Annotated in this window: 17 protein-coding genes; 10 read left to right on the top strand and 7 right to left on the bottom strand. The window is 59.8% G+C overall.

Features of this window, described 5'->3' with window-relative positions; translation table 11 throughout:
* Positions 1-71: 71 nt before the first annotated feature.
* From NKJ32_RS22700 to NKJ32_RS22670, 7 genes are all read left to right on the top strand, one after another.
* Entirely contained in the window at positions 72-971 is a 900-nt protein-coding gene (locus NKJ32_RS22700; protein WP_352569016.1) for a proline iminopeptidase-family hydrolase, read from the top strand.
* A 499-nt stretch (positions 972-1470) separates the two neighbouring features.
* Positions 1471-1719, top strand: a complete 249-nt coding sequence (locus NKJ32_RS22695) for a hypothetical protein (protein WP_156937305.1) — start codon at positions 1471-1473, stop codon at positions 1717-1719.
* Between the two features lie 253 nt (positions 1720-1972).
* Positions 1973-4711: an AMP-binding protein gene (locus tag NKJ32_RS22690; RefSeq protein WP_502901033.1), complete on the top strand. Its 2739-nt coding sequence runs from the start codon at positions 1973-1975 to the stop codon at positions 4709-4711.
* On the top strand, positions 4708-5691 hold the full coding sequence (nadE, locus tag NKJ32_RS22685) for an NAD(+) synthase (RefSeq protein ID WP_352569191.1): 984 nt from the start codon (positions 4708-4710) through the stop codon (positions 5689-5691). Before NKJ32_RS22690 ends, nadE begins: the two co-directional genes overlap by 4 nt.
* Before the next feature lie 3 nt (positions 5692-5694).
* On the top strand, positions 5695-7716 hold the full coding sequence (gene asnB / locus NKJ32_RS22680) for an asparagine synthase (glutamine-hydrolyzing) (RefSeq protein ID WP_352756648.1): 2022 nt from the start codon (positions 5695-5697) through the stop codon (positions 7714-7716).
* A complete protein-coding gene (locus NKJ32_RS22675; RefSeq protein ID WP_352569014.1) occupies positions 7713-9269 on the top strand; it encodes a class I adenylate-forming enzyme family protein in 1557 nt (518 codons plus the stop codon). The genes asnB and NKJ32_RS22675 overlap by 4 nt, the downstream gene beginning before the upstream one ends.
* A 56-nt stretch (positions 9270-9325) precedes the next feature.
* The gene (locus tag NKJ32_RS22670; RefSeq protein WP_023675628.1) at positions 9326-9592 is read left to right on the top strand and encodes an acyl carrier protein; all 267 of its coding nucleotides are present in this window, start codon (positions 9326-9328) and stop codon (positions 9590-9592) included.
* 120 nt (positions 9593-9712) lie between these two features.
* On the opposite strand, the gene NKJ32_RS22665 is transcribed toward NKJ32_RS22670, so the two are convergent.
* Complete coding sequence (locus NKJ32_RS22665; RefSeq protein ID WP_352449674.1) at positions 9713-10405, bottom strand: N5-glutamine methyltransferase family protein; 693 nt, start codon at positions 10403-10405, stop codon at positions 9713-9715.
* A 405-nt stretch (positions 10406-10810) separates the two neighbouring features.
* On the opposite strand from NKJ32_RS22665, the gene NKJ32_RS22660 reads away from it, so the two are divergent.
* Both NKJ32_RS22660 and NKJ32_RS22655 read left to right on the top strand, forming a co-directional pair.
* Positions 10811-12562 carry a type I secretion system permease/ATPase gene (locus tag NKJ32_RS22660; RefSeq protein WP_352828984.1) on the top strand — a complete coding sequence of 584 codons (1752 nt, stop codon included), beginning with the start codon at positions 10811-10813 and terminating at the stop codon, positions 12560-12562.
* Positions 12563-12804: 242 nt separating this feature from the next.
* Positions 12805-14103: an HlyD family type I secretion periplasmic adaptor subunit gene (locus NKJ32_RS22655; protein WP_245274645.1), complete on the top strand. Its 1299-nt coding sequence runs from the start codon at positions 12805-12807 to the stop codon at positions 14101-14103.
* Positions 14104-14127: 24 nt separating this feature from the next.
* On the opposite strand, the gene NKJ32_RS22650 is transcribed toward NKJ32_RS22655, so the two are convergent.
* From NKJ32_RS22650 to NKJ32_RS22630, 5 genes are all read right to left on the bottom strand, one after another.
* Entirely contained in the window at positions 14128-15390 is a 1263-nt protein-coding gene (locus NKJ32_RS22650) for a polysaccharide biosynthesis/export family protein (protein WP_352828982.1), read from the bottom strand.
* Between the two features lie 81 nt (positions 15391-15471).
* Positions 15472-16476: an SDR family NAD(P)-dependent oxidoreductase gene (locus NKJ32_RS22645; protein ID WP_023675622.1), complete on the bottom strand. Its 1005-nt coding sequence runs from the start codon at positions 16474-16476 to the stop codon at positions 15472-15474.
* 74 nt (positions 16477-16550) lie between these two features.
* Positions 16551-17225 (bottom strand): sugar transferase, encoded by a 675-nt coding sequence (locus NKJ32_RS22640; protein ID WP_023675621.1) that lies wholly within the window; start codon positions 17223-17225, stop codon positions 16551-16553.
* Entirely contained in the window at positions 17222-18358 is a 1137-nt protein-coding gene (locus tag NKJ32_RS22635) for a DegT/DnrJ/EryC1/StrS family aminotransferase (protein WP_352828980.1), read from the bottom strand. Before NKJ32_RS22635 ends, NKJ32_RS22640 begins: the two co-directional genes overlap by 4 nt.
* A 47-nt stretch (positions 18359-18405) precedes the next feature.
* Positions 18406-19128 carry a nucleotidyltransferase family protein gene (locus NKJ32_RS22630; RefSeq protein WP_023675619.1) on the bottom strand — a complete coding sequence of 241 codons (723 nt, stop codon included), beginning with the start codon at positions 19126-19128 and terminating at the stop codon, positions 18406-18408.
* Between the two features lie 511 nt (positions 19129-19639).
* On the opposite strand from NKJ32_RS22630, the gene NKJ32_RS22625 reads away from it, so the two are divergent.
* Positions 19640-20317: a LuxR C-terminal-related transcriptional regulator gene (locus NKJ32_RS22625; RefSeq protein WP_023675618.1), complete on the top strand. Its 678-nt coding sequence runs from the start codon at positions 19640-19642 to the stop codon at positions 20315-20317.
* A 183-nt stretch (positions 20318-20500) separates the two neighbouring features.
* Here the strand turns inward: NKJ32_RS22625 and NKJ32_RS22620 are convergent, their stop codons facing one another.
* On the bottom strand, positions 20501-22240 hold the full coding sequence (locus NKJ32_RS22620; RefSeq protein WP_352828978.1) for a PAS domain S-box protein: 1740 nt from the start codon (positions 22238-22240) through the stop codon (positions 20501-20503).
* Positions 22241-22320 lie beyond the last annotated feature (80 nt).

Here is a 22320-nt window from a genome sequence, read left to right as displayed (position 1 = left end):
CGGCCGCAAACAAGGCTTGGGAGGGGTGCACCAAAGTGGCTCCTGCCGCGCCATGATGCGGAGCTTGGACTGTGACGGCACATGCGATCACCGAAGGATTTAGCGACTACAAGGGCTATCGCACCTGGTACCGTGTGACCGGGGACATCGGGTCGGGCAAGGTGCCCCTGGTCGTCGCTCATGGTGGACCGGGCTGCACCCACGACTATGTGGACTCATTCAAGGAGCTTGCCGGAACCGGGCGAGCCGTCATCCACTACGATCAGATCGGCAACGGCAAATCGACCCATCTGCCGGACAAGGGCGGCGACTTCTGGACCGTCGATTTCTTCCTGGGCGAACTCGATGCGTTGCTCGCCCATCTCAGCATTGCCGGCCATTATGCCCTGCTCGGCCAGTCCTGGGGCGGCATACTCTCGGCCGAGCACGCCGTGCGCCGCCCTGAGGGGCTCAAGGCATTGATCCTGGCCAATTCGCTGGCCTCGATGGCGCTGTGGGTGGAAGGAGCCCGGCAATTGCGCGCCGAGTTGCCAGCCGATGTGCAAAGTGCGCTCGACCGGCACGAAGCGGCGGGAACCACCGATCACCCCGAATATGTTGCGGCGACGAAGGCTTTCTACGACCGTCATGTCTGTCGCGTCGTTCCGATGCCGCCAGAGGTCGCCCGGACACTTGCGGCAATCGAGGAAGATCCGACCGTCTATCACACCATGAACGGTCCCAATGAGTTCCACGTCATCGGCACGATGCGGAACTGGACCATCGTCGACCGCCTGCATCGGATCGAGGCGCCGACCCTGGTTTTCCGCGGCTTCTACGACGAAGCGACCGAGGCCTGCGTCCAGCCCTTTCTGGATCTTATTCCGTACGTTGAAGGCCTGGTCTTCCCAAATTCCAGCCACATGCCGCATGTGGAGGAAAAGCACGACTGCCTCAGCGCCGTCGGGCGCTTCCTGGCCAAATACGATTGACGTTCCAGCACCAGGCCTTCTGTTCCAACGGATCGTCGACACGACGCAGTCGTCGTGAGGCAGGTTCAGAAAACCTCGAACCGTCCCATTTCTCCGCCGACGCATATTGTTATGCCTCGGTGATGGCGACGCCACGCTATGTGGATGTCCCGCAAAGGCCTGCAGGGTCGTCCGATGAGGCCAAATCACTGGCAGAATGCCAGATCACGGACAGCATACACGGACAGCATAAAGGAGCCCATTCGAGCGCCTTTTCCATTGCCCGCGGAGGCGGAGGCCTAAACGTTACGGCGCAGATTGGCATGTCGCCGGCATGGCCGCAATCAGCCTGCCTTCCCCTGAACTGGCATCCCGTCGCTGAAAAACCTGACGGATACGGAGGACCAAGTTGCCGGTGGGTACGGAAAGTATCGGACCCAAGTTTCGCCAAGCAGTTGCAACCGAATTCATTAGCCGGCGTTAAAGTGCGGGTGATCTAGCGGGGCATGGGGAGGCTTTCATGCAGACGTATCTCGTCGAGCGTATGGACGGCGACGATGTTATCTCGGTGCGCGTTGTCAACGCGCCGAGTCCGTTCAGAGCCGCAGCTATGATGACGGGCGGGCGTATTACCTTCCGAACGTGGGAAAAGGATTGGATCCGCGTGACCGACGAAAATCGGGGACAGATCTATGCCTATTGTTTCGTCCCCGGCAGCTATTCCGACACCGAAGCATCGCCGGTATCGTCCGGAAGAACCACCGAATAGGCAATATGCCTGAATAGCGGCAATTCCATCTTCGACCCCACCTTGGTCTTCGAGCCCGCCTTGGCATGTGTCCGTGTCATGCGCACCACAACAGCCAGCGAGCCCGGCATGATTGGCTCGGCCGGCGGCTTGCGAAACAGGCGAAGCGACTAACCATGCGTCCTTGAGGGAAGATCAGGGCATCATCAGAATGATCGATGAAAAGATTGGGGCGGGGGGCGATAAGTGACCCTAATCTTAGCGTAGGCAACTCATGTCTTCGGCATATTTGGGATCAGAAGTCGCGGATCAGGATCTAGCGGTGGATTGTCAGACAACGACCTCCGATAATTGGTCAAGTGTCCCACAATACGCACTGGATCAGGGTGGTCCCGTACTGCGCCCATTTCAAAGATTGGGCGTCGATTTTACCAACATTGCGGCCTTCGATCACCTGAGAAATATCGTCCGCCAGTACCCCGACAAGCTTGCAATCAGCGACGGCGCCAATCGTCTAACCTATTCCCAGCTCCTCCGGTCAGTCGAGACGCTGTCCCACCAGATCGCGGCGGCCGTCCCAGACGGACAGGCGATAGGGATTCTTCAGGCCAACTCGGCCTGGTATCCCATTGCCATGCTGGCAAGCATGACGGCTGGGCGGCCTTCGGTGCCACTCAACGCGCGAGATCCTAGCTCGCGTATCCTTGAAATCGTGGCCGGGGCGCGGCTCTCAGCTGTCCTGGGCGAGGGCAATGTCCGACCCGATGGTTTGCCTCACCTGGTCAGTTGGATCGATGTGTCGACCAGTGCGGCCTCGCAGGCTGGGCAAGTGCCTCGTTCTTATTCCGTCTCGGTCGATGCGCCCGCCATCGTGCTTTATACGTCAGGGAGTACGGGCCGGCCCAAAGGCATCGTTAACAGCCAGCGCAGCTTGCTGTGCCGGGTCCAGCAATATGTCGATGCGTGCCACATCAACTCGGATGATGTTTTCCTGCCATTGACCGGACCCGCCACAATCGCCGGGTGCCGGGAGATTCTTGCTGCTCTTCTCACCGGCGCCACCTTGCATCTGGTCGAAGTCGAAGCGGTCGGCCTGCGCGCCGTTCAACGCCTGGTGCGATCCGAAGACGTGACAATCACCTATCTGGTGCCGGCACTGCTTCGCGCGCTTATGGCAGACGGACCTGCAGAAGCGTTCCATTCACTCAGAGTCGCCCGGATCGGTGGCGAGAAGGTGCCCTGGACCGACATCGCCCTGCTGCGCAAGGCCGTCTCCGATACGTGCCTTATCCAGATCGGTTACTCGTCAACCGAGACCACCGGCTCGCAATGGTTCCTGCCGCGAGACTGGCCAGAGCATGGAGATTCGGTTCCAGTTGGCTGGCTGCTGCCTGGAATCACCTTCGCAATTGTCGACGAAGCGGGCCGCCGCGTTCAACCGGGCCGCAGCGGAGAGCTTCTGATCAGGAGCCCGTATGTCTTGCTTGGCCATTGGGAGGACGGGGCGGTTGTGCCGGCAACATCAGACCCGCACGATCCAGGCCTTCGGATTTTCGCGACAGGTGACCTCGTTCGACTTGATGATCAAGGCCTACTGCACATCGTCGGTCGCAAGGGGCGCCAGGTAAAAATCAACGGTCGACGCGTCGAGCCAGCCGAACTCGAACGGGTGCTGCGTTGTGCACCCTCTGTCGCGGATGCCGTGGCAATCGTGACGGCCGCGAATGAGCTTGTCGCCTTTGCTGTTCCTCGGCGCTCGGCCGAAGCGACCTTTTCGGACGAGCTTCGCCAGCTTGTCAGGACCAATCTGCCGCCGCCGCTGCGTCCCTTGCGGTTGCACACGATCGCCGAGATTCCGCGTCTGCCGAGCGGCAAAGTCGACATCACGACACTTGCAGAGATGGATCTTTCAGCCAGAGAGACAGCGGCGACCGCGCGTCCGCTCGAGCCGCGAGGCAAGCTGACCGCGCAGCAGGTTGTCCAGCGGGCATGGACCAGCATTCTCAATACGCGCGTGGCGGCAGGACGCTGGGATGACGCCGGAGGAGATTCGCTGAAGCTGCTGCACTGCGTCATGGAAATCGAAAGCGCCATCGGGCAGGAACTCGGCCTTGAGGCCTTCACCGTCGGGATGAGCCTGGAGCAAATGGTCAAGGCGGTCGTGTCCGCCCAGGCAGGCGATCAAAGCGCGCGCGCCCAGAAGCACGACCCTCCCATTCTTTTTCTGTTCCCGGGGTCCGTCGGCTATGGCCCGAGCCTTGCAGCCTTTGCAGCAGCGATGGGCAAGGTGACCCGCGTTGCCCCGATCAGGTATCCGGCCCTGGCTATGATACTGCGCGGACAAGACAGCCTCGCCGATATGGCCGACGCCGCCGTCGACCAGATCCGCCGCGCCCAACCCTCGGGCCATGTACGACTTCTCGGCCATTCGCTCGGCGGCGCTGTTGCCTTCGAAGTTGCGGCGCGGCTGCTGGCAGCGGGGCGAACCGTAAAGTTCCTCGGCATCCTCGACACCAGCCTCGTCGGGGAGCGAAGCGCCCGCTGGGAGACGTTTACGCGCACATTCAATCGAATCCGAACCAACCGCGTGTCCGCTTACCGGATGGCATGCCGCGCCCTCGCGAAAGTCGCCGTGGCAATGAAGCGCGAGGCACAACTGGTCCAGTTTCTCGACCGCTTCGCTCAAGGACAGTTCAACGCGACGAGCTTTAGAACCAAACTGGAACTGCAAGAGGTTTTGCGCGCGCAAGCCTTCTTCCAGTGGGTGGCCGAGCCAAAGCCGGCTCTGCCGATCACAGGCACCCTGTTCCGCTGTGCTCGACCCGGAATGCCTCTGGCAATCGGCTGGGATAGCGTCTTCGCCCATCTGGACGTGATTCCGATCGTCGGCAGCCACATCGATCTGGTTGTAGAGCCTCACCTTACCACCAATCGTCCCCTTATCGAGAAAGCGGTGGCGAAAACCTATTCGCCAATCGAGTCTCGCAAACTGGAGTACAAGCCATCGACCTGATCTCAACATTCGGCAAAGACGCCCTGGTGCTCGACGCTGGCGCGGAAGTCGATCGCATCGTCCAGATCTTGCGCCAGCAGGTCTTCGGCACGCTGCGACGTCGAGGGGTGGTTGTCGGCCTCTCAGGCGGCATCGACAGCTCCGTCGTTGCGGCGTTGTGTGTTCGCGCCTTTGGGAAAGGCAAGGTCCTCGGGATATTCATGCCGGAGCGCCATTCCTCCGGCGACTCACTGAGGCTCGGCCGCATTGTCGCCGCACACCTTGGTATCGAAACGATCCTGGAGGATATAACGCCGGCCCTGGAAGCGGTCGGCGCCTATAGACGGCAGACCGAAGCAATCCAGACCGTCGTTCCCGAATATGGGGACAGCTGGAAATGCAAGCTGGTGCTCGCCTCGGTTCTCGAGAGCAACGGTCTCAACATCACGCGCCTCACGGTTCAGGACCCCGAGGGCAGGACCGACACGGTGCGCCTGCCGTCGGCAGCCTATCTGCAGATCGTCGCTGCAACCAACTACAAGCAGCGCCTGCGCAAGATGACCGAATACTACCATGCCGACCGCCTCAACTACGCGGTAGCGGGCACGCCGAACCGCCTGGAGTACGACCAGGGCTTCTTCGTCAAGCAGGGCGACGGAATTGCCGACCTGATGCCAATCGTCCACCTCTACAAGACCCAGGTCTACCAGTTGGCCGAATATCTTGGGGTGGAGGAAGAGGTCCGGCGCAGACCGCCCACCACAGACACCTTCTCGATGGCGCAGAGTCAGGAGGAGTTCTACTTCGCGCTTCCTTATTATCTGATGGATCTGTGCCTCTACGGCTTGAACCATGGGATCGCCGACGAAGACGTCGCCGAGGCAACCGGCCTCACCGTGATGCAGGTCCAGAAGGTTTTCAAGGATATCGACAGCAAGCGGCGCGCCGCACGTTATCTTCACGCGCGGCCGTTGGTATCCTCTTCAATGGGCGAGGGCTAGGCGATGTGCGGCATCGCCGGAATTGTGTCGCTGAGCGCCGCAGCGGCGTCCCCTTCCCGGGATGCGCTGATACGCATGGCGGGCGCGCTGGCGCATCGCGGCCCGGACGAGCGCGGCCTTTACCGGGACAGACGTGCAGGATTGGCGCATGCCCGCCTGTCCGTCATCGATCTCGCAAGCGGCCAGCAGCCACTCGCCGGCGCGGGCGACACAATGTGGATCGTCTTCAACGGCGAAATCTTCAATTACGTCGAGCTGCGACAAGATCTGGTCGCGCTCGGTTATCGCTTTCGCACACGCAGCGACACCGAGGTCATCGTCCATGCCTATCATGCCTGGGGCGAGGCCGCCTTCGAGCGAATGAATGGGCAGTGGGCAGTCGCCATCTGGGACTCCGTGGCAGGTCGTCTCGTCTTGTCGCGGGATCGGTTCGGCATCTGCCCGCTGCACTTTTGCGAGCATGGCGGACGGCTTTACTTCGCCAGCGAGGTGAAGGCCATTTTCGCGGCCGATGCGGATATACCCCGCGCCTTCGATCCAGCCGGCATCGATCAGACTTTCACACTCTGGACTGTCGCGCCGCCACAAGGCGTGTTTGGAGGAGTAAGCGAACTCACGCCGGGGCATGTCCGCATTTATGACAGCGGCGTCGTCCGGGAGCGGGCTTTTTGGAAGCCTGACTATCCAGAGGTTGACGGACCCGGCGATGATGAATTCACCGGCTCGCTTGATGACGCGACGGAGGAAGTGCGCAGCGCCCTGGAAGCCGCGACGGCGCTCAGGATAGTACGCGCCGACGTGCCGGTCGGCTGCTATTTGTCCGGCGGGCTCGACAGCTCGCTGGTCGCCACGCTGGGGAGACGCTTCGCGGGCGAGCGCTTCCAGACTTTCTCGCTGCGTTTTGCCGACGCCGAGTATGATGAGACGCATTTCCAGCGCCTGGTTGCCGGCGTGGCCGGCAGTGACCATCATGAGGTGGTTGTTTCGCGCAGCGATATCGCTGGCATCTTCCCTGAGGTGATCTACCACACCGAGCGGCCAATCCTCAGGACCGCGCCGGCGCCGCTGTTCCTGCTCTCGAGACTGGTGCGCCAGCACGGCATCAAGGTCGTGTTGACCGGCGAAGGGGCCGACGAAATGTTCGCCGGCTACGATTTGTTCCGCGAGGGCAAGGTCCGCCGCTTCTGGGGACGCCAGCCCGCCTCGACGCGACGCTCGCGGCTGCTGGAGCGCCTCTATCCCTATCTCAGCCGCTCGCCGGTGCAGCAGCAGGCGATGGCACGCCAGTTCTTCGGTCGCGACATCCACGCCTGTGACGCGCCTGGTTTTGCGCATGGCACGCGCTGGCGTACCACAAGCGCCATCAAGCGGCTGTTTTCGGCAGACATGCGCGCTCAAACGGAGCGCCGCAACGCCGTATCCGAGCTGCTTGCCCGCCTGCCGGCGGAGTTTTCGCGATGGGGCTCTCTTGCGCAGGACCAGTACATAGAGATTCAGACGCTGATGTCGGGATACCTGCTTTCCTCACAAGGGGACAGGATGCTGATGGCTCATTCCGTCGAGGGGCGCTTCCCGTTCCTCGATCATGAACTCGTGAGACTCGCGAATTCGCTTCCGGCCGCCTACAAGCTGCGCGTGCTCGATGAAAAGCATGTGCTGAAGCGCGTGGCGCAGCCGATCGTGCCGTCGGAAATCGTCACCCGCAAGAAGCAGCCTTACCGGGCTCCCAACGCGCTTTGCTTTGTCGCAGATGGCGCTCCGGCCTACATTCGCGAAGCACTTTCGGAGGCGGCGCTGCGCGAAGCGAACGTCTTCGATCCCAAGTCGGTTACCCGGCTCCTGAACAAGTGCCAGGCCAGCGCCGGCGACGGCGACCTGTCCAACTCCGACAATATGGCGCTGGTCGGGGTGCTGTCGACGCAGCTTCTTCATCGGCAATTTATCGCGAGCCGTCCAAGTGGGGCTCGCACGCTCAGGCTCAGCATCGATATCGACCGCGAACACCGCGAAGAGGTGCTCGCATGATGCATGGCGCCGTACCGCTCCTGCACGACTATCTCACCCACTCTGCCAGCCGGCTCGGCGAGAAGGTGGCCCTGGTGTGCGGCAATCAACGTGTCACTTATGGCGATCTCGATATGCGTTCGAACGCCATAGCGCACCATTTGACCGATGCCGGAATTGCGCGTGGCGATCGCGTGGTGGTCTTCGCCGACAACACTGTCGAGGCCGTCATTGCGTTCTGGGCGGTGCTCAAGGCCAACGCCGTGGTGTGCATCGTCAATCCGCTCACCAAAAGCGACAAGCTTGATTATCTGCTCAACGATTGCCGCCCGACGGCACTGATCACCGACAAACACCTGCACTCGATTTTCAGGGAGCCGGCGCGGAATTGCCCATCGTTGCGCCGCATGATCGTCTCCGGGCCGATCGAACACAGCGACCTGCAAGAATTGCCGCATGCTGTGCGCTGGGACGCCGCGGTCGCGGCAGCCCGCAGCACGCCGCCCTCGCGCCGCTGCATCGACATCGATCTCGCTGCGATCATTTATACGTCCGGCTCGACGGGCGAGCCCAAGGGCGTGATGCTGACGCATCGAAACATGATCGCCGCGTGCGCCTCGATTTCCTCATACCTGGCGCTTGCCGAAGACGAGGTGATCCTCAATGTCCTGCCGCTCGCCTTCGACTACGGTCTTTACCAGATGATCATGGCATTCGGCGCGGGCGCCCGGCTGGTGCTTGAGCGCTCGTTCGCCTTCCCGGCGCAGATCCTTGGGCTGATCAAGCAAGAAAGGGTGACGGGTTTTCCCGGCGTACCGACCATCTTCGCCGCACTCGGGGAGCTCAGGTCTCTCAGGGATCAGGATTTTTCGAGTATTCGCTACGTCACGAACACTGCGGCCGCCCTGCCGCTCAAGCACATTCTCCTACTGCAGGAGCTGTTTTCTGGCGCCCGCATCTATTCGATGTACGGCCTTACCGAATGCAAGCGCTGCACCTACCTGCCGCCGGAGGATCTGGAGCGAAAGCCGTCGAGCGTCGGGATCGCCATCCCCAATACGGAAATGTGGATTGTCGACGAGCATGACAGGCGGGTCGGCCCCGGCATCGTTGGTCAGCTCGTCATCCGCGGAGCGACGGTGATGAAGGGCTATTGGGGCAAGCCGGAGGCGACAGCCAGGAAGCTCAAGCCCGGCCCGCTGCCGGGTGAGCAGGTCCTATACACCGGCGACTACTGCCGGATGGACGCCGAGGGCTACCTCTACTTCGTCGGTCGCGGCGACGAGATCATAAAATCGCGCGGAGAGAAGATAGCGCCGAAGGAGGTGGAAAACGTGTTGATGAACATTGCGGGCGTACGGGAAGCCGCGGTCATCGGCGTTCCGGACGAGCTGCTCGGGCAAGCAGTGAAGGCATTTGTCGTGATGGAGCAGGGAAGCATGATCGGTGAAAAGCAGTTGCAGAAAGAATGCCAGAGACGGCTGGAAAACTTCATGGTTCCGAAGTCCATCGTCATCGTACCCAGTCTGCCGATGACCGACACGGGTAAGCTCAAAAAAACGGCCCTGTCATGAATCGGTACCAGGGCGAAGTTGATCAGCATTCATCTTTTGTACCGGAGGCGAAATCAATGTTATCTACCAAGGATAGAACCGATACCTGCAGCGAACAAATTCGCGCTTTCCTGGCTTCGAATTTCTATATAGCCGATCCCGAGAGCCTGGAGAGCGACACCTCGCTACTCGACCAGGGCATCGTGGACTCGACGGGTGTGCTCGAGGTTATCGGCTTCATCGAGGAGACCTTCGGCATCACGGTCGAAGACAGCGAGCTGCTGCCGGAGAATCTCGATTCCATCGAGGGAATTGCGCAATACGTCATGCGCAAGAGAAACTGACGCAAGAGAAACTGATCGCCGAAATCTCGCGCAACTCTGTTTCAACTTCCCGGCCGTTTCTAGCCGCGACAGCGCGTCTACCCGCCGCGACAGCGCGTCTACCCGCCGCGGCTGCGATGCTTACGCCTGCGCCCTCGTATGTCCCACTACCACCCTGCCCTCACCGGCCTGGTTGGTGACTGCCCGGATACTCTCATAGGCCTTGGAACGCTCGAGCAAACTCATGACCTGCCGGTCCTGGCCAAGCCCCACCTCGAAAAGCAGGATGCCTCCGCGCCGCAAATAGCGCGGCGCCTCCTTGAGCACCCGCATGTGGATGCTCAGGCCGTAGGGGCCGGCTGCGAATGCTTCACGCGGCTCGAGCTCGACCAGATGCGAACGGTCGCCCTCGAGCCGTTTTTCCGAAATGTAGGGCGGGTTGCAAACGATCACATCGATCGTGCCATCGAGCTCCAAGCCTGAGAAGGCGCTGAACAAGTCGCCCTGAAGCACCGTTACCCGGTCCTCGATTTCAAGATGGGTGACGTTGCGGCGCGCGACCTCCACGCATCCGTCGGTAAGATCGCTTGCCCACACGCGCGCGGTGGGAGCGTGGTGCGCGATGGCGCACGCCAGATTGCCCGCCCCACAGCACATGTCGACAACGCGAGGCACCGGCAGGTTCAGTTGGCTCAGGACATCGAGAGCGGCCTTGCCGAGCAGTTCCGTTTCCGGCCGAGGAACAAGCGCACCGGGCGAGACCAGCAACTGCAATCCCATGAAGGTGCTGCGCCCCCTGCCGTAGGCATCGGCAACATTGATCTCTTCGCTCACGACACTCGCCTCCCCGATTTAGCCGGCGTTGGTGACCGACAATTGCGTACCGATGAAGTGTATCTCAAAACCGTTTAACTCTCGATCGACAAAATCAAAACCGATCCCTCCCCAGACGCTTTGAAGCCTTGATGCTACAAAGATGACCATAAGCTTCTGCGCCGTGTCATGATTAGGAATATCTCCTTACTCGACCCGGTTATCCCCAGCCTGGCGAGCCAGTTGCCGAATTCTCAGCCTGGCGTCACGATTTTGCTACATTTTAATCAAAGAAGGCACGTATGTAAGCAATTCGTAATGTTCAGCAGCGGGGCGGGGCTGCTGCTTCCCGGAAGGTTAAAGTTTGTCCCTCATCGAAAGAATCGACGAGATTGCGCGGCAATTTCGCGTCAACGAGCGCACATCATGAAGTCGACCAAAGGGCGCTCGCTCGATCTCCGCTCCGCAATGTTCGGCTGTGTGCACGGCCTCGTCGGCGTAGGCATTTTCTCGGCATTGATAAATATCCTCGCCTTGACCGGCTCCGTCTACATGCTCCAGGTCTATGACCGCGTGCTGCCTTCGCAGAGCGTGCCGACTCTTGTCGGATTTACAGTCGGGATGCTGGGACTTTACGCGGCCTATGGGCTCCTCGATTTCGTGAGGCTTCGCCTGTTGGTCCGCATCGGCAGCCGCCTGCATAGAAATCTGCAGCAAAAAGCGTTCGCAGCCTCGCTTTCCCTGCCCCTCGTCGCCGGGCCGGATGCGAACCGGGTACACCCGCTTCGTGATCTGGACCAGCTACGTGGCTTTCTTTCCGGGCTCGGGCCGACAGTCTTATTCGACGCTCCTTGGATACCATTTTATATGGTGGTCATCTATCTGCTGCACCCCGCGCTTGGCGTGCTGGCAACGCTCGGCGCATGTGCCGTTGTGTTTTTGACGGTGGTTGCCGAGATCATCGGCCGCAAACCTGCGGCTCGTGCATCTGAGACACTCTTAGCGCAACGGCTTCTGGCCGACTCCGGCCGCCGCAACGCAGAGGTTGTTCAGGCGATGGGCCTTTCCGCCCCGCTTAGCCGGCGCTGGAACGAGGTCAGTCATCTTTATCTGAAGAACCAGGAACGGCTCTCCGACGTCGTCGGCGCAGCAAGCTCACTGTCGAAGACGCTCCGAATGGCCCTGCAATCATGTGTGCTAGGGCTTGGTGCCTACCTTGTGATCGGCGGCGAGGCCTCGCCTGGCGTGATCATTGCATCGTCCATATTGCTGGGCCGCTCGCTGGCGCCGGTCGATGTGGCGATCGCAAACTGGAGAGGGTTTCTGGCAACCCGCAAAAGCTATACCGAGCTGTCGGCAGCCCTGGATGCTTTTGATAGCCAGCAAGAGCCAATGGAACTGCCCGGCCCGAAGGCTGAGCTTGCGGTCGAGGAATTGACCGTCGCGCCACCAAGCCTGCAGAAGCCCACCATCTTCAATGTAAGCTTCCGCTTGGCGAGAGGCGCAGGGTTGGCGGTCGTCGGCCCGAGCGGCTCCGGCAAGACCACGCTCGTGCGCGCTTTGGTCGGGGCATGGAAGCCGCTTCGTGGCACGGTAAGATTGGACGGCGCCTCGCTCGATCAGTGGAATTCAGAACTGCTCGGCATTCATATTGGCTACCTTCCGCAGGACGTTGAGCTGTTCGACGGGACGATCGCCGATAACATTTCGAGGTTCGGCGGCAAGCGCGACGCAAAAGGCGTGCTGGCAGCTGCCAAGGCTGCGGGCGTGGACAAGATGATCATGCGTCTTCCGCAGGGTTTTCAAACACGCATCGGAGAAGGCGGCGCGGCCCTTTCGGCTGGGCAGAGGCAGCTCGTCGGGCTTGCCAGGGCACTTTACGGCGATCCATTCCTCGTCGTTCTTGACGAACCAAATTCCAATCTGGATGCAGACGGTGATGCTGCTTTGGCCGGCGCAATCCTGGCAGTGCGTCAGCGCGGCGGTATCGTGATCGTCGTTGCGCATCGCCCCTCCGCTCTCGTCAACATCGATCAGGTACTCGTCCTGTCGAACGGGATGCTCCATTCGTTCGGCTCGCGCGAAGACGTTCTGGCAAATGTGATCCGGCCCTTCCCGCGCCCGGACAAGCCAAGCATTGTCGTTCCGCTGCAGCACGGTGCAAGCGGGCATGCGTGAGGTATTGCTTAGTGTCTAACGTGACCATGTCGTCATATGCTGCGGTTGGCGGCGAAGGCCAGCCGACCGGGGAGAAGCCGGAGCCGGATGGGATTCGAGCCAATCCACCCTGGGGTACTCTGGTCCGGAGCCTAGCAGCACATTGTCGTTCCGCCGCACAAAGGTGCAGCCGGGCATATGCGAGGTATCGCTCTGCTGTTGCCGTGTCGTCATACGTCGCAGCCGGTGGCGAAAGCCGTTCGTTGGAGACGAAGCCAGAGCCGGATGGCATCCGGGCCAATCTGCTCTTGGGCCTGGCAACCAGCTTGCTGTTGATCTTTGGCGGAGGGCTCTGGTTGGGATTGACCAAGATTGCCGGCGCGGTGATTGCGCCCGCAACCGTGGTGGTCGAAAGCAACATTAAAAAAGTCCAGCATCAAACCGGCGGCACCATCGGCGGAATCTTCGCGCAGGACGGCGATCATGTGAAGGCCGGCGATGTGTTGGTCAGGCTGGACAACACATTGACCCGAGCAAACCTGCAGATAATCACCGAGGACCTCAATCGCGCCACCATTCGTCTGGCCCGACTGGAGGCCGAGCGCCAGGGTCTGCCGGAAATGCAGATCCCGCCCGACCTTCGCGCTCAAATGGGCGACCCGCAAGTGGTGGCACTTGTCAGTGGCGAGCGTGCCTTGTTTGAAAGCCGTGCTGCGGCGCTGGCTGGCCAGAAGGCACAATTACAAAGCCGCGCGAAGCAGCTGGAACGTCAGATCGATGGCCTCAAATCGCAGCAGTCTGCAACGGACGAGTCTCTGGATCTGCTGACCAAGAACCTTGCGGATGTCGAATCTCTCTACGCAAAGAAGTTGGTGTCCAAGGAGAGGTTGAGCAATGTCAGCCTGGATAAGACCCGGGCTCGCGGCGAATCGGGACGCCTTGTCGCAGCGATAGCAGAGGTACAAGCTCACATCAGTGAAACGGACCTGCAGGTGCTTCAGCTCGACGAACAAATGCGGAGCGACGTGACCAACGAACTTCGCGAAACGGAAGCCAAGCAGACCGAGCTCAGCGAGCGCCAGGTGGTGGCCGAAGACGAACTCAGCAGGACAGACATTCGTGCCCCGCAATCGGGCACAGTACAAGAATCCTCGGTCCATACCGTAGGAGGCGTGATTGGCGCAGGAGAGGTGCTCATGATGATTGTGCCCGATTCCGACAACCTTGTCGTCGACGCTTCCATTCCTCCGTCGCGTATCGATGAGATTCATCCCGGACAGCAGGTGTCGATCCGCTTTCCAGCGTTCGACGCCGGCACCACACCTGCTTGCGAAGGCTCGGTCAAGCGCGTCTCAGCGGATCTGATCAAGGATCAGCAACGCCAGCTTTCCTTTTTTTCGGCGCGCATCGACGTCGAGAATGAAGCGACGTGCCTGACAGGAGAGAAAATACTCAAACCGGGCATGCCCGCCGAAGTCCACATAAGAACCGACGAGCGCAGTGTCTGGTCCTACTTGATGAAGCCCCTTACCGACCAGTTTTCCAGGGCCTTCAGGCAGTAAAGCGGTTGCGAAACGCGGCCCGATCTATCGGGTCGCCGCATTTTCGAGAGCGCTGCTGAATCTGACCTCGATCGTGTCTCCCGGCATGACCTCGGTGTCTTCTTGGGCAAGCTGTTTTCGCCATTCTTCGCCGACCTTGCGAATGATCGTGACCTCGGCCTGGACCTTCTCGCCGGCAACCGGCAACGGCAGTGCGGCAGCTCCCGTGGGCTGCAACTTTTGGCTGGCGGCGCGAAGCCTTGCGCTGACGTCGGCAAGGCGCACGTTGGTATCCTTCAACTCGATCAGCAGACCCATCCTTCTTTGGTTGTCATTGCGTTCGTGCTGTCTGGCAAAATCGTCCTGCTGACGTCGTGCTCTCATAAGCTCAACCGACGTTTCGAGTGCCCGGCTGGAAGAGAGAACCAAAGCGCGCCGAACGTCGGCGAGCCGGTTGTTGGTGAGATTTCCGGACTCAAACGCTTTCCTTACGCGCGCCAGATCGTCTTCGTCCGCCTTCACCCCATCCGCTTCGGCCTGCTCGCGTTTGAGCAAGGTCTCGGTTTGTGCGGCGGCATCCTTGCCGCTTTTATCCAGAAAGCCCTGCTCTTGCTGGAAGTTGTCCAACGAGAGCTTCAGCCCTTCCGCTTCAGCCTGCGCGATCGCCGACGCAAAACTTGCCGGCAAGGGAGATCCTTGTGGTGGCTGCATGTCGAAAGTCGGTTTGTCCTGAAGTTCGGCGCGGATGCGGGCGCTATGAAAATAATCTCTCGTATATTCCCCCCAAAGCGACTCGTAATCGCGCCGCAGATCCACCGGATCTGGGCCAACCTGGTTTGCCCGGGACCGCAAAAGGCTGAAACCGCCTGACACGGCAATCGCCTGCCGCACGGTCATCAGCGGGCGGTAGGCCTGCTGTCCGGGAGTGAGCACGTCGCCGGTCACATAGATCGGCCTGTACTCCGCAACCACGGCGGTCACGTCTGTCGGCTTGATGACGATCATTTGCTCCCGCCCATCAGGCAGACGCTGGTGGAATATCTTGGTCGGCAAGATCATCTGCATGCGCGTTTGCAGTTCAGCCGGAGTTAAGCCGCCCACCGAAACCATACCGACTTCGGGAAGCGCGATCGTGCCGTCCATCTGGACCACCGCACGTTGCGTTCGCTCCGGGATGGAGGCAATTCCAATCTCGACGGTGTCGCCGGCAGAAAGTCGATAGGCGACCCGCGGTTCCGCTGCAGCAGCCGTATCCATGGCAGCCAGCATGCCGAGCACGACAATAAGGATTCGATCAACGAGGACCATGGGCGACAATCTCCTTCTGGCTCGAATCCGGCGATACCGCGGCCGCAATCAACAGCGGAGCCAATCCTCCCGGGCGAAAGCTCATGTCATGTAACCCATTTCGTGTCGCACCCGGCCTTCGCTCAGGCGCCCTTGCCACCATCCGATGGTCCGCTCCAAGCCTTCGCGCAGGCTGGTCTGGGCACGCCATCCAGTCTTGCTTTCGAGGAGCGAAGAATCGGCCAGCAAGGCACGCACCTCGGAATTCTGCGGCCGCAGGCGGCGCTCGTCCCGGTGGATTGGTTTCTTGCAGCCACTCAACTCGATCACCAGATCCAATATGTCCGAGATCGTCACAGCGCGCTGGCTTCCGGCATTGTAGGCATGGCCAAATTCGAGCTCGGCGGAACCTGCGGTCAAAAACGCCGCCGCGGTGTCTTCCACGAAAGTAAGATCGCGGATCGGGCTTGTGTCTCCCACCATGATCGCCGGGCATTTTTTGTCGAGAGCCTGGCGTATAATGGTCGGTACGATGGCCCGCTCACTCTGGCGCGGGCCGTACGTATTGAAGGGCCGCATGATGACCACGGGGATGTCGAACGATCTGGCGTAGGACTCCGCCATCATGTCCGCGCCGATCTTGGATGCCGAATATGGTGACTGTCCCTGCAACGGGTGGGATTCGCTGATAGGCATTGTCAGCGCGGTGCCGTAGACCTCGCTTGTCGAAGTGTGCACTACACGCTCCGTCTCCCATTGGCGCGCCGCTTCGAGAACGTTGACCGTGCCCAGGATGTTGGTCTCCACATAGGACTGGGCAGCGGCATACGAATACGGGATAGCTATCAGTGCGGCGAGATGAAACACGACCGCCTGGCCACGCACGATCCGGTTAAGGAACGCGCTGTCGCGAACATCGCCGCGGACGAGATTCAACTGGCGTCGTATGGTGTCGGGCAAATCGTCCAGCCAGCCGTGGCTGTCGAAGGAATTGTAGAGTGCCAGCGCGGTGACGTCGGCGCCGCTGCGGACGAGTGCTTCGGTGAGATGAGAACCGATGAACCCGTCGGCACCCGTAACCAGAACTTTCCTGCCCTTGTATGCCATGACCCAAGCGTTCCCCCTATGACGTGAGGCACTGACGTTGCAAATCCACGAGAGCGCGGATGTCCCACCTGCTCTCAAGGTCCAATCGGCGGCGGCGAAACCACGCCAAGCACCGCCAGCAAGCCGCGCACCATCCACACAACATCGGAGCCGATCGTGCGCTGCGGATAATAGGAAAGGTCGAGCCTGGCTTTGGCAGGAAACAGAACCTGGCGATAGAACAGTAGCGGGTCCACCGATCGCGGATAGAAACGGGCTTCATGCCGGAAGAGAACCTGGGCTGGACCCAGCAAGCCTGGCTTGTATTGTAAAACGTCTTCGAAGCCCCCGCGAAAACAATCGGCGAAGGCAAGGCTCTCCGGGCGTGGCCCGATGATTGCCATCTCGCCTCTGAAGACGTTCCAAAGCTGTGGCAGTTCGTCGAACTTGGTGACGGCGAGGAACCGTCCTATCGGCGTCATGCGGCTGTCATCGGCCATGGTCAGAGCCAAGCCACCGGGGTCGCATTGCACGCTGAACTTGCGGAACTTGTACATGCGGAATGGGCGAGCACCGGCCCCGACGCGGGTCTGTGTGAAGAAGATGGGCCGACCGCCTTCCAGCAGCAGCGCCACGGCAATCAGCAGCATCAGCGGGGCGAAGACGATCGCCGCGGCTGCCGCAATGACGAGATCGATTGCTCGTCTCGCAGACCCATGGGCGGCGCTCGAGACGTTAGACCGGTGAATGGCTAGGTCCAGGGCATTCATGCGGCTGTTCCTGTCTGAGCGCAATTATTGACCGCCGCGGCAAGAGCGACGACTACCGATTCGACCAATGGCGCGGTGATCTGCGGATGCAGCGGTACAGTCAGTTCGCGCTGCGCGAAATCTTCAGTGCGCGGTAAGTGAGTACCGGGAATGAGCTCACGATAGAGCGTCATCTGGTGCACCGGCGGGTAGTGGATAGTGGTTTGTATCCCTTGCCCGCGCAGTGCGTCGATGACGTCTTGCCTGTCGGCGTAACGTGGCAAAAGGATAGGCATGATGTGGTAGGCCGACGTCCGCGGCTCGTGGAACGGGATGGTCACGGCCGGGCAATGCTTCGCTATGAGACGGCGATACAGCATGACCAGGATACGCCTGATCTCATTCCACTCCTGCAGATTTTGCAGCTGGACCAGTCCGATCGCAGCCCGCAATTCATCCATGCGATAGTTGAATCCGAGCATGGTGACATCATACTGAGGGGTGCGGCTGTTCAGCCTTTGACGCGTCCCGGTGGTCATCCCATGTCCACGCGCCTGGCGGATTGTCTCGAGCAGACCGGCATCCCTGGCGATCACAGCCCCGCCTTCCGCCGTGGTCATGTTCTTGTTGCCGTAGAAGCTGAAGGCGGCTGCGGCACCAAATGTCCCCACCTCCTTCAAGCCCGGCGCATGCGCCGCGTCCTCGACGATGTGCAGCCCCCGGGCACGGGCGAGCCTCTGCCATTGTTCCCGATCGGCGAGGTAGCCGGCGAAATGAACGAGAATGATTGCCTTGGTGCGGGCCGTGCATTTCGCTTCGGCTTCCACGATCGACATCAGCGGCACGTCGGCTGACTCGATGTCGACGAAAACCGGCGTCGCACCGACATAGAGGACCGCATTTGCGGTCGCCACGAACGTCAAGGATGGCACCAGCACCTCGTCGCCCGGTCCGATGCCAAGTGCGTGCAAAATGAGATGAAGCGCTGCGGTGCAAGAACTGACCGCGACGCAATCCTCCGCATCATGAACGTTGGCAAAAGCTTGTTCGAAGGCTCGTACCTGCTCCCCCATGGTCAGCCAGCCGCTGTCGATGACCTTGGTCAAAGCAGTCTTCTCCGGCACACCCAAGATCGGGGCACTGACCAAGAGCATCACAACCTCCTAGACTGATAACTGTGGGAACCGGGCTCGTGACTTCATCATGCAGCCGTCGCAGTGACCTCGATCGAGGCCGACTGGTCTTCCCAGGAAATGGTCTGTGCGTTCTGAAAATCGTCGACGCGCCCGATATCGAGCCAGAGACCCTCATGTTTGTACACGTGCACGGTTGTGCCGTTCTGCATCATCTGCAGCATCAGGTCGTCGAACCCAAAGGGTATGCCGGATGGGATAAACTGCAGAACATCCGGGTTCATGCAGTAAATTCCCATGCTGACCAGATGCGAAAGCGTCGGCTTCTCGCGAAAGACCTGCACGGTATTGTCGACTTCGTCGATGACGCCGAAATCCATCTTGATCAGGCGACAGGCTGTTGCGATCGTCACTGGATCGGTGTGCTTACGGTGCGCTGCTACAAATCGACTGAGGCTTAGATCCGTGAGGACATCGCCATTGAGAACGATGAATGGCTCCGTCAGTTCATCCCTGATCAAAGACAGTGGCCCGATGGTGCCAAGCGGCTCCATCTCCTGCGTATATCGAATTTTCAGGTTCCACTGCGAGCCATCTCCACACACGGTGCGGATCAAGTGGCCGAGATACCCGGTTGTAATATAAACTTCCTGAATGCCGTTGCGTCGCAACCATTTCAGAAGCATCTCGAGAACCGGCCGTGCCCCGATCGGCATGAGCGGCTTCGGCAAGACCGAAGTGAAGGGGCGGAGGCGTGTTCCCATTCCTCCACATTGAATAACCGCTTTCATCCTGGTCCTCCCTTGTTCATTCGGCCTGAACGCTATCGTCACGGGCCGGCTATCCTGCCCTGGTCAGCACCCGGGAAACGCGTTCTTGTCCCCTCAGAAGAACCGGTGAGATTTCCCGTAGAAGACCGGTGAGATTTCTCCACTGTCCCCTGATCCGGACATTGCATCTGGATGGTATGTGGCCGTCAGGGTGGATGTCGTCGTGCATTCGAATGGTAACAATTCAGCCGTTTTGCTGTTCTATATCTTTAGACCTATAGCACTGCTGAACGACCGGCCGGTCTGTCAGCTGTCCAAAAGGTCAGAACGTATGTTCGACGACGTTCGGCGGGTTTCGCTCACAAGGGGCAAAAAAAGAGGAGCGTTTCCCGTCATTTAAGATTATATTAGAAATCTGGCGTTTGCGGTGTTGGGGGTGCCGCAGCGTCGGCTGGATGAATCGACGAGATGATGGCCACGACTTTCAGGCCATTACCGTTCAATCCATTCAGATAGGCGTTGGGGTAGTTCAATGTATCGAATCGTCATCGCCGACGATCACGGCTTGTATCGTCGCGGCTTGCGATTGGCACTGACCGCAGGCATTCCAGGTGTGGAGATCTTTGAAGCGTCCTGTTTCGACGCGGTGCTCAGTTTGCTGGCAGAGCAGTCGTTCGTGGATCTTGCGATCCTGGATCTGAATATGCCGGGCCTGTTCAATCAAGAAGTGCTCGGCGGGATCCTGTCTGCCTATCCGGACACGCGATTTGCGATCGTTTCCGGAAACGATTCACGCTCGGAAATACTCACGGCTCTGTCGATCGGGCTTCACGGCTACATCGTAAAATCGCAGACGGACGAAGAGGTTGTTTTGGCCGTCAATGAAATCCTCTCCGGCCGCATCTATGTTCCTGCACTTCTGTCACGCCCGGGAGCGACGCAAACAACCCACGCGCATACCCATTCCGACGACAAAGGCCCACAGAGGCGTACCGCTGGCGTCAACCTTGGCAGGCTGACTTCGAGGCAAAAGGAAGTCCTCAAGCTGATGGCGGAAGGCTATTCAAACAAGGAAATTGCGCGCGATCTGGAAATCGCAGAGGCGACCACGAAAATCCACGCTGCTGCGGTTCTGCGTGAATTGGGGGTACGCAATCGGACCGAGGCTGCCGTTATGCTGAAGACTTGGCTTTCGAGACATGCCAGCTAGAGCGCCGCGCGTCCTTTTGGACGTGCAAACGGCGTCCCAAGACTCCTCATGCATTTTACTGCATATCCCAAAGCCGCGGCGCAGCTTTGGGCCGACGACATTCTTGGAAGGAACCCTGCGCATCTCAAAGGCCGCTCAGCGCGACCCGCCTTTAGATATCTGCTTTCCGATTGGAGCACTGCACTACAATCCGATTTCCTTGCGTGACAGCCGCAGCGAATACCGCAACCCTTGGTCCGATATTTCCAGCCTGGGAGAGTGACCGACAAGCGGCGCTCCATCCACTCCGATTATCATGGAACCGAAGCCATGACGGACTACGCTTGAGGTCCTACGCCGCCCCGATTCCACCCACTCGAACACGATATCGCTGCCTGTTTCTTCAGGTGCGAACGTCCAGCTTACGTCGATCCGGCCTTTTGGATCGGCAAGCGCTCCATATTTCATGGAATTGGTGACAAGCTCGTGAACGATCATTGCAAAACTCTCGGCGGCGCCTCCCGACATCGCCACGGAAGGACCGCTGACCGATATCGCACGTGTTCCAATATATGGGTGCAATTCTTGCGCAACGAGATCGTTTATCGCCCCCGATACGCTGCCGTTGCGTGAAAGAAGCAGATGGGTTGCCTCGAGCGCGCGTATCCGGTCGATCAGCATTTCCTTGTATTTGGCGACGTTGTTTCCGGGAACATCGACCATTTTCACGAGCGCCGTGATCACCGCGAAAACGTTGCCGAATCTGTGACGCTGTTCGAGCATGATGCGCTCCCGCTTCTTTGCCGCGGCGCGCAGCAGCGTGGTTTGTCGTCTCTCGCTCAGGTCGGCAGCCACTCCAAGCCGCTGTCCACCATCATCATGTCTTTCCTCCCTTCCGCGCAGCGCAACCCAGCGGATATGTCCGTCCGGTCGGCGGACGCGTATCTCAACATCGTAATTCGTGACCGATGGTGCGGCCTTTCTCGATGCCGCCAGCTTTGGCCAGTCCGCCGGATGAACGACAGCTGACAGCTCCTCCAAACTGCGGCTATTGGCCTGGGCCAGGCCGAGAATGTCCCAGAACGTGTCCGAGCCCGTGACTATCCCGCCTTTAAGGTCTATGCGCCACGTGGCCAAGCGTCCAGCAGACAGAGCGAGGTCCAGCCATTCCTTCTGGGCCCGAAGCGCTTCGTGAACAGCGCGTCGTTCCGAAATATCGTCGACCACCACGAAGATGCTCTCCGAGAGGCCACCCTCGGGCACGGACGAAGAAAGCGTTAGCCTGGCCCAGAATGCCGTACCGTCCTTTCGTGACAGACGCACCTCCGAAACGAACGAAGAAATGTCATTGCCCAGCCTCGCCAGCAATTGCGCCAAGGTATCCCGGTCGTTCGGATGGGCGAGCGTATCGAGCTGCAGTTGGGCAAGCTCCTCCTCCTTGTACCCGGTCATCTCACAAAGGCGTCTGTTGGACTGCAGCAACTCACCTTTCTTGTTGGTGTTCGCGAATCCCATGGCAGCACGTTCGAAGGCCCAACGATAGCGGCTTTCGGTCGCCTCGACGGCAGCGAGCCTGGCCTCCGCGACTTCCAGCAACTCACGCAAGTCCTGCCGCAGACGATGGAAGGTCATGGCAATCACGCCACCCGAAACCAGAAGCAGGATTGCGCGTGCCCAATCTCCACTTGAAATCTGATCGTGTCCTCGTGCCCACAGCCCGACAGCCACCATCAGAATGGTCGCAGCGAGCGCCGGTACGCGGTCTTCGAGATAGGCGATAATAATAATAGCCGGAATAAATTCCAGAAAACTGGCGCCTTGCCCAATATAGGCTGACGATTTTATTTCAAATATCAGTGTGGCAGCTAACACCGATGCAGAGGCAATATGAGTTAGCAATCTGCCCGACGGGTTCGAATTCGACCTGCGCGACTGCGAGCTCATGGACACAGACTACAACCTTCTGACTAGCCCGTCGAGACTAGAGCAAAAAACGTACAGCTTAGTACCACTGCCGGATTGCC

It is taken from the genome of Mesorhizobium sp. M0159 (assembly GCF_040322295.1).
GTDB lineage: Bacteria > Pseudomonadota > Alphaproteobacteria > Rhizobiales > Rhizobiaceae > Mesorhizobium.
The sequence above is the reverse complement of the archived record's forward strand: the minus strand, read 5'-3'. Positions and strand labels throughout refer to the sequence as shown.

What these genes read in the sequence shown, in the direction of transcription:
- NKJ32_RS22695 (WP_156937305.1), top strand. Translation starts at nt 1,471, where the DNA reads ATGCAGACGTATCTCGTCGAGCGTATGGACGGCGACGATGTTATCTCG.
- NKJ32_RS22690 (WP_502901033.1), top strand. Translation starts at nt 1,973, where the DNA reads ATGTCTTCGGCATATTTGGGATCAGAAGTCGCGGATCAGGATCTAGCG.
- asnB (WP_352756648.1), top strand. Translation starts at nt 5,695, where the DNA reads ATGTGCGGCATCGCCGGAATTGTGTCGCTGAGCGCCGCAGCGGCGTCC.
- NKJ32_RS22675 (WP_352569014.1), top strand. Translation starts at nt 7,713, where the DNA reads ATGATGCATGGCGCCGTACCGCTCCTGCACGACTATCTCACCCACTCT.
- NKJ32_RS22670 (WP_023675628.1), top strand. Translation starts at nt 9,326, where the DNA reads ATGTTATCTACCAAGGATAGAACCGATACCTGCAGCGAACAAATTCGC.
- NKJ32_RS22660 (WP_352828984.1), top strand. Translation starts at nt 10,811, where the DNA reads ATGAAGTCGACCAAAGGGCGCTCGCTCGATCTCCGCTCCGCAATGTTC.
- NKJ32_RS22650 (WP_352828982.1), bottom strand. Translation starts at nt 15,390, where the DNA reads ATGGTCCTCGTTGATCGAATCCTTATTGTCGTGCTCGGCATGCTGGCT.
- NKJ32_RS22645 (WP_023675622.1), bottom strand. Translation starts at nt 16,476, where the DNA reads ATGGCATACAAGGGCAGGAAAGTTCTGGTTACGGGTGCCGACGGGTTC.
- NKJ32_RS22640 (WP_023675621.1), bottom strand. Translation starts at nt 17,225, where the DNA reads ATGAATGCCCTGGACCTAGCCATTCACCGGTCTAACGTCTCGAGCGCC.
- NKJ32_RS22635 (WP_352828980.1), bottom strand. Translation starts at nt 18,358, where the DNA reads ATGCTCTTGGTCAGTGCCCCGATCTTGGGTGTGCCGGAGAAGACTGCT.
- NKJ32_RS22630 (WP_023675619.1), bottom strand. Translation starts at nt 19,128, where the DNA reads ATGAAAGCGGTTATTCAATGTGGAGGAATGGGAACACGCCTCCGCCCC.
- NKJ32_RS22625 (WP_023675618.1), top strand. Translation starts at nt 19,640, where the DNA reads ATGTATCGAATCGTCATCGCCGACGATCACGGCTTGTATCGTCGCGGC.
- NKJ32_RS22620 (WP_352828978.1), bottom strand. Translation starts at nt 22,240, where the DNA reads ATGAGCTCGCAGTCGCGCAGGTCGAATTCGAACCCGTCGGGCAGATTG.